The following is a 6480-nucleotide window of genomic DNA, read 5'->3' on the forward strand; positions in this document are numbered from 1 at the left end:
TGCCATCAGCTATCCCTAGTGCCCATGCGCCGCCCCCTCATCGCCCTGGCTCTAGCCATGGTGTTGCCGCTGCCGGCTCTGGCTGCCCAGGTGACCGTCAAGCCCGGTGAGACCCTCTCCGACATCGCCGCGCGCCACCGGGTGAGCGTGTCCACCCTGATGAAGATCAACGGGATCAGCGATCCCGATCTCGTCGAAGCCGGCCGCAGCCTGACGTTGCCGGGTGGAGCGGCCCGACCCCGGGCCTCCGGCGGCAGCCTCACCGTGGCCCCCGGGGAAACCCTCTCCGAAATCGCCGAACGCCACCGCATCACCGTCAGCCGGCTGATGCAGCTGAACGGCCTCAGCAAGGCGGACCACATTGAAGCCGGCCAGAAGCTGGTGGTGCCCTCCTCCTCCCGCAGCGCCGCCCCGGCCGCCGCGGTCAACCGCAAGGCCACCGAGCACGTGGTCCGCAGCGGCGAGAGCCTCTCCCAGATCGCCGACGCCTACGGCGTGCCGATGAAGCAGCTGATCGCCATCAACCGCATCAGCGACCCCGACCTGGTGGAATCGGGCACCCGGCTGCGGCTGAAGCCGGCCAGCGCCCCCGCCCCCAGGCCGGCCGCCCGACCCGCAGCGGCGGCGAAACCGGCGCCCAAGCCCGCCGCCACAGCGACCAGGCCCGCGCCGGCACCGGCGGCCCGCCCCCAGCCGGCCGCGACGGCGGCCAGGCCTGCGCCAGTTCCGGCACAGACTCCCGCCGCCAGCCGCCCCGCCCCCAGCGTCGCCCGGGCCACCCCGGCACCAACGCCCCGACCCCAGCCCGCCACGGTGGCGGCCGCCCCCCGGCCCGCCAGCACCGCCACCCCCGGCAAGCCGGACTGGCGCAACTACGGCCCCCTGCAGGTGGACTGGGCCAACTGGCAGCCGATGGGCGGCAGCATGGTGGCCCCCACCCTCAATTCCCAGGGGGAATCCCTCTATCTGGCCGTCAACTGCAGCGCCCGCAAGCTCAATGCCACCAGCCAGGCCGGGCAGTGGAAGAGCTGGGACGACCCCCAGGCCGACTTCGAGCAGCAGCTGGTCTCCGACCTCTGCAAGGCCCGCAGCTGAGCGGCGGCCTGGGGCTGACGCTTCAGGCCGACCAGCGCAGGGGCCAGGGATCCCGCAGGTAACTGCGGCCCACCGGGCGCAGGTACAGGCGCTGGGCCCCGTCATCGCTCTCGCTGATCAGTTCCTCCTGCACCAGCCGGCGGGCCAGCCAGGCCCAGGAGGGTTCCTCCTCCCCGTGGGCACCGGCCAGGTCCTCGGCCAGGCTGCGCAGGTCGCGGCCGCTGCGGTCCTCCAGGGCGGAGAGCAGCACGGCTGCCTGCGGGGCCCAGTCGTTGCTGGACCGGGCCGAGAGGCAGTTGTCGCAGCGGCCGCAGGGTGGGGAGATCTCCCCCACGGCCAGCAGCAGGGCCTGCTCCCGGCAACCCTCCCCTTCGGCCACCGCCTCGATGCGCCGCAGCTGCTGCTGGGCCAGTTCGAGCCGGTGGCGCTCCAGCAGCCGCTGGTCGGGGGGAAGCTGCTGGCCGGCGGAGCGCATGGCCCAGCCCAGGCTGGTGCGATCGGCCGGATCGAAGAGCACCAGGCAACGGGCGGGCTGCCCATCGCGGCCGGCCCGCCCCGATTCCTGCAGATAGCCCTCGGCACTGGCGGGCAGGTCGAGATGCAGCACCAGCCCGACGTCCGGCCGGTCGACCCCCATGCCGAAGGCGACGGTGGCCACGAGCACCGGGGCGGGATGCTCCTGGAAATGGCGCAGGGCCAGCTGGCGGCTCTCGGGGTCCATGCCGGCGTGGTAGGCGATCGCCTCCACCCCGGCCGCCGTCAGGCGCGCGGCCCACTGCTCCACCGAGCGACGGGTGCGGGCATAGATCAGCACCGCCCCACGGGCCTCGCCGATCGCCGCCACCACCTCCGTCAGGGGATCGGCGGGGCGCCGCCGCATCGTGTAGGCGAGGTTGCCGCGGCGGGCCGATCGCACCTGCACCAGGGGGCGCCGCAGCTGCAGCAGACGGATGATGTCGGCCCGCACCTGGGGGGCGGCGGTGGCGCTGAGGGCCACCAGCGGCACGCCCGGGCACAGCGCCCGCAGCTGGCCCAGGCGCCGGTAGTCGGGGCGGAAATCATGGCCCCAGGCGCTGATGCAGTGGGCCTCGTCCACCGCCAGGGCCACCAGCCGGCCGGTCTCCAGGGCCTCGTCGAGCAGCTGGCGTGTGGCCTCCGCCTGGGCCCGTTCGGGGGCCAGGTAGAGCAGGCGCAGCCGGTTGGCCGCCAGGCGCTGCTGCAGCTGGCGGCGCTGCCCCGGATCCAGGCCCCGGTGCAGGCAGGCCGCCGGGATGCCGCGGGCCTGCAGCTGGCTCACCTGGTCCTGCATCAGGGCCACCAGGGGGGAGATCACCACCACAAGGCCGTCCCGCACCAGGGCGGGAAGCTGAAAGCAGAGCGACTTGCCGGCACCGGTGGGCAGCACCGCCAGGCAGTCGCGGCCGGCGAGCAGGGCCTCCACCACCGGCCGCTGACCGGGCCGGAAGCTCTCCCAGCCGAAATGGCGCTGCAGGCTCTCGGTGAGGGGATCGGCCCCCAAGCTCACTCCACCGCTGGTACCGCCAGACCCTAGCTCCCACCAGATGTGGGGGGCGCCGCATCAGTGCAGCGGGGGCGGCTCCAGCTGGTCGGGGGACTCCTCCACCAGCTGGAGGCGCACCCGCTTGCCCCCGGCCAGTTCCCCCAAGGACACCCGCATGGTGGTGCCGCTGAGGCTCTGCAGCACGGTGAGCAGCTCCCGCAGATGGGGCGTGCTGCTGCCGCTCTCCACCCAGAGCCGCTCCTGCAGGCCCCCCAGCCGGCGCCAGCTGGTGTGGAGCTTGAGCACGGCGCTCTCCAGGGCCTGGGCCTGGCCGACGGCATCGGCCAGGAGGCCGAGGGCATCGAGGCGCTGGGCCTCCTGCAGGGCCTTCTCCAGGTCGAGGTTCCCCTGCTGGAAGGCCCGCACCGCCAGGCCCGCCTCGGCCGCCTTGCTGAGCCAGCGGGCCGTGAGGGTCACATCCTTGACCCGCTCCAGCTCCGGTTCATCCCGCAGCACACGACGCAGGTCGTCCTGCTGCTCCTCGGGCAGCTTGGCCAGTTCCCGCACCAGGGGCGCCACGGCCCGGGGAGGCAGCAGGTTGTCGGCGGTGCGCTGGCGGATCTCCTCCGGCAGCAGGGGGCTGGTGGCGGCGGTGAACTCGTCTGTGAGCCGTCGCACCTGCTTGCGGGTGATCTGCTGGCCCTCATTGGCCGCCTCGCTGATCATCAGCTGGACCTCCGGGTCCGCCTGGGCCGTCTCCAGGAAGGCCCGCTTGGAGAAGTTGTTGACACTGGCCTCCTCCAGCAGGCCCTCGCCCACCAGGCCGTCGGCCGACTCCGCCAGCTGAATCAGGGTGTAGGCCCGGGTCTTGCTGATCTCCCGCTCCCGCAGCCACTGCAGGAAGCCGGTACCGCGGCCCTCGCCGCCCCGGCGTTCCCGGTCGCGCACCGAACGCAGGATCCGTCCCCGCCAGATTTCGGTCTGCAGGTCGAAACGGTCGCAGACAGCCCAGGCCTCCTCCAGCCGGGCCAGGAACTCCATCGTGCTGAGGGTGTCGCTCTCCGGATCAGGCAGATCCAGGCGCAGCTGGGGGGCCTCGGGCAGGGCCATGGACGGGACCATCGGCGGGGCCGGCGGTGGGTGCGGGGATGCTGCCACGGGGCCGGCAACGAACCGTGACATCGCCCGGGCACGGGCCCCTGATCGCCGGTAGTGTCGCTCCGCAGACCACCCGACCTTCCAGCCCAGCGATGGCCATCTCCCGCGGCGACAAAGTACGGATCAAGCGTCCCGAGTCCTACTGGTACAACGAAGTGGGCACCGTGGCGTCCGTGGACACCTCCGGCATCCGCTACCCGGTCGTCGTTCGCTTCGAGAAGGTGAACTACAACGGCTACAGCGGTTCCGACGGCGGCATCAACACCAACAACTTCGCCGAGAGCGAGCTCGTCAAGGCCTGAGCGTCGCTCCCGGCCCTCCACGCCCGGCCCTACGATCCCGGGCATGCCCGAGCTCCCGGAGGTCGAAACCGTACGCCGGGGGCTTGAACACCAGACGTCCGGTCTCGTCATCGACCGCGTTGAGGTGCTCCGAGCCCGCGCCATCGCCAGCCCCGAAGACCCTGCCGATTTCTGCAGGGCTCTTCGGGGCCTTTGCGTGGGCCGGTGGCATCGCCGCGGCAAGTACCTCCTGGCCGATCTCGAAGCCCCGGACGGCAGCCCCGCGGGCCGCTGGGGCGTTCACCTGCGCATGACCGGCCAGTTTCTCTGGCTGGCCGAGGACCGTCCCCCCTGCCCCCACACCCGGGTGCGGGTCTGGAGCAAGGGAGGCGAGGAACTGCGCTTCGTCGACACCCGCAGCTTCGGCCAGATGTGGTGGGTGCCGCCCGGGGTGGCCGACGAGGAGGTGATGGGCGGTCTTCGGCGTCTGGGGCCCGAACCCTTCGCGGCGGCGTTCAGCGGGGCCTACCTGCTGCAGCGGCTCAAGGGCTCACGCCGGCCGATCAAGAACGCCCTGCTCGATCAGTCGTTGGTGGCGGGGGTGGGCAACATCTACGCCGATGAATCCCTGTTCGCCGCCGGGATCCTGCCCCAGACGCCCAGCGGCCGTCTGCCGCTGAGCCGCCTGGAGCGGCTGCGCCTCTCCCTGGTGGAGGTGCTCGAGACCAGCATCGGCGCCGGTGGCACCACCTTCAGTGATTTCCGGGACCTGCAGGGCACCAATGGCAACTACGGCGGCCAGGCCTGGGTGTATCGCCGCGGCGGGTCAACCTGCCGCCGTTGCGGCACGGTGATCCTGCGCGAGAAGCTGGGGGGGCGAAGCAGCCACTGGTGCCCCTGCTGCCAGAGCTGACCAGGGGCGCGTCCCCGTCATCGCTTCGTTCGCCAGCCATTCCCTTCGTTCCCAAGCCCGCGTGACCAGCGCCCTCGCCGAACAGCTCAGCCAGACCATGGCGGCCGTCCACGCCCGCGGTTGGTGCGACGGCACCGGCGGCAATTTCAGTTGCGTTCTCTCGCGCGACCCCCTGGTTCTGCTGATGGCCCCCAGCGGCGTCGACAAGGGCACGGTCGCCCCGGAGGCCCTGATCCAGGTGGACGCCCATGGGCAGGTGATGGCAGGCGAGGGTCGGGCCAGCGCCGAGACCCTGCTGCATCTGGAAATCGTGGCCCGCACCGGCGCGGGCGCCGTGCTGCACACCCATTCCCACGCGGCCACCCTGCTCTCCGACTGGTGCCTGGGGGAGGGGACGGACGCGGGATCCCTGCCGCTGCAGGGCCTGGAAATGCTCAAGGGACTGGCGGGCATCGACAGTCATTGCCACCGGGTAACACTGCCGGTGCTGGCCAACGACCAGGACCTGGCGCGGCTCAGTGCCGCCGCCGGCCCGCTGCTCGTGGACGCTCCCCACGGCCTGCTGATCGGCGGCCATGGTCTCTACGCCTGGGGGCGCGACCTCGCCGAAGCCCGGCGACACCTGGAGATCCTGGAGTGGCTGCTGGAGCAGCGCTGGCGCCGGCTGCTGCTCGAGGCCGTGGGCCAGCGGCATCCCAAGGCCAGCGGAATCCGGGCCGTGCTGCTCGACATTGAAGGCACCACCTGCCCGGTGCCCTTCGTGAGCCAGGTGCTCTTCCCCTACGCCCGTGAGCGGCTCGATGGCTTTCTGCGGGCGGCGTCCGATGAGCCGGCACTGGCCCCGCTGATCGAAGCCATCGATGCGGCCATGGCAGCCACAGGAAACGACAGCAACCAAGGCGAAACAGTCAGCCACCTCAGGAGAGTCCGGTTCCTTCAGGAACTGATCGATCAGGACCGCAAGTTGCCGGCCCTGAAGGAGCTGCAGGGCCTGATCTGGGACCAGGGGTATGCGAGCGGCGAACTGCGCTGCCCCATCTTCGACGATGTGGCCCCCGCCTTGCGGGCCTGGCGGCGGGCAGGGCTGGAGCTGGCCGTCTACTCCTCAGGATCGGTGAAGGCCCAGAAGCTCCTCTACCGCCACAGCAACGCCGGCGATCTGAGCGGCCTGTTCAGCCACTGGTTCGATACAAGCACCGGGGCCAAGGGCGATGCTGCCAGCTACCGGGCCATTGCTGCCGCCATGGGTCTGGAGCCCGGGGCGATTCTCTTTGTGAGTGATGTCAGGGCCGAGCTGGAAGCCGCCCGAGCCGGCGGGATGGCGACACGCTTCAGCCGGCGCGAGGACAACCCGGAACAGGATCCCGGTCCCTTCGAGGCGATCACCAGCCTGGCGCAGATCAACGTCTGATCCTGCTCAGCGACAGGAGCAAGGACGAAAGCGACGACGCCATGTCACGACAGAACCATCGGCAGGGGTTGGGGCTGCAGCATGCCTGCATCCTGCCCTCTCCCAGGCCCGGGGCCCATGC

At 71.5% G+C, this 6480-nt stretch carries 6 protein-coding genes; 4 read left to right on the forward strand and 2 right to left on the reverse strand.

What is annotated here, in order from left to right:
* Nucleotides 1–24 precede the first annotated feature (24 nt).
* Nucleotides 25–1095 carry a LysM peptidoglycan-binding domain-containing protein gene (locus tag H6G99_RS07640; RefSeq protein ID WP_190610811.1) on the forward strand — a complete coding sequence of 357 codons (1071 nt, stop codon included), beginning with the start codon at nucleotides 25–27 and terminating at the stop codon, nucleotides 1093–1095.
* A gap of 22 nt (nucleotides 1096–1117) precedes the next feature.
* Here the strand turns inward: H6G99_RS07640 and H6G99_RS07645 are convergent, their stop codons facing one another.
* Nucleotides 1118–2614 carry a RecQ family ATP-dependent DNA helicase gene (locus H6G99_RS07645; protein WP_190610813.1) on the reverse strand — a complete coding sequence of 499 codons (1497 nt, stop codon included), beginning with the start codon at nucleotides 2612–2614 and terminating at the stop codon, nucleotides 1118–1120.
* A 60-nt stretch (nucleotides 2615–2674) separates the two neighbouring features.
* Nucleotides 2675–3718, reverse strand: coding sequence for a hypothetical protein (locus H6G99_RS07650; protein WP_181280050.1), 1044 nt, complete (start codon nucleotides 3716–3718; stop codon nucleotides 2675–2677).
* 128 nt (nucleotides 3719–3846) lie between these two features.
* Between H6G99_RS07650 and H6G99_RS07655 the strand changes: the two genes are divergently transcribed.
* The 3 genes from H6G99_RS07655 to mtnC all read left to right on the forward strand — a co-directional run bounded on the left by H6G99_RS07655 (nucleotide 3847) and on the right by mtnC (nucleotide 6359).
* Complete coding sequence (locus tag H6G99_RS07655; protein ID WP_094587464.1) at nucleotides 3847–4056, forward strand: photosystem I reaction center subunit IV; 210 nt, start codon at nucleotides 3847–3849, stop codon at nucleotides 4054–4056.
* 43 nt (nucleotides 4057–4099) lie between these two features.
* On the forward strand, nucleotides 4100–4948 hold the full coding sequence (locus tag H6G99_RS07660) for a DNA-formamidopyrimidine glycosylase (RefSeq protein WP_094587463.1): 849 nt from the start codon (nucleotides 4100–4102) through the stop codon (nucleotides 4946–4948).
* A 61-nt stretch (nucleotides 4949–5009) separates the two neighbouring features.
* Complete coding sequence (gene mtnC, locus H6G99_RS16560; protein WP_353617195.1) at nucleotides 5010–6359, forward strand: acireductone synthase; 1350 nt, start codon at nucleotides 5010–5012, stop codon at nucleotides 6357–6359.
* The last annotated feature ends 121 nt before the right edge of the window (nucleotides 6360–6480 follow it).

The organism is Synechococcus sp. FACHB-909, assembly GCF_014698945.1.
Classification (GTDB): domain Bacteria; phylum Cyanobacteriota; class Cyanobacteriia; order PCC-6307; family Cyanobiaceae; genus Cyanobium.